Below are 643 nucleotides of genomic sequence, written 5' to 3' on the forward strand. Positions count from 1 at the left end.
CACCTGCGCCAGCTGTGCGAGCGCGCCCTGGTGGGCCTGCGCATCGGCGTGCAGCGCGCGCAGCGGCTCCAGGAAGTCGTAGGCGCGCGAGTGCCCCGAGACCACCAGGCGGTTCAGCGCCGGTGCCTGGCCGCGGCCTTGCACGCGTGCCACGTCGGCCAGCACCTCGGCGATCAGCGCGTTCAACCGTGCCGGCTGGGCCAGCGCGCTCCAGCGCGGATTGCGATGGCCGCCGGCCGTGACGCCGCCCGGCGCGTTCCAGTTCATCGCGGGCACGATGAGCACCATCGGCAGCGTCGAGGCATCGACCAGCGCGCCCAGGCGGAACGGTGCTGCGGTGATGAAGCCGCCCGGCGGCTTCGGCGGCAGCGAGGGGCCGCGCAACAGGCCGTGCACGTGGAACAGCACGTCCACGCTCGATTGCCCGAGAGCAGCCTTTGGCACGAAGACCGCCACCGGCTCGGCATACGAACTCGCCTTCATCAGCCAGACCTGGCCGCCGAGGTGGGGCACCGGCGTGGCGCTGACGGACGCTGAGCTGGAAGGCGACGCTGCCGCCGCCGAGGGCAGCGCATCCGCCAGCGCCGTCTGCGTCGCGACGTCGAGCACCGCGCCGAAGCCGAGGTGGCGCTCGGCGCGGAAG

General features: G+C 73.6%; 1 protein-coding gene. It reads right to left on the bottom strand.

The features are described 5' to 3' along the window. The coding region (locus AC1D15_RS35985; protein WP_477829851.1) for a hypothetical protein at positions 1-643 on the bottom strand (643 nt) is incomplete at both ends.

It is taken from the genome of Rhizobacter sp. P2_H2, from assembly GCF_056403375.1.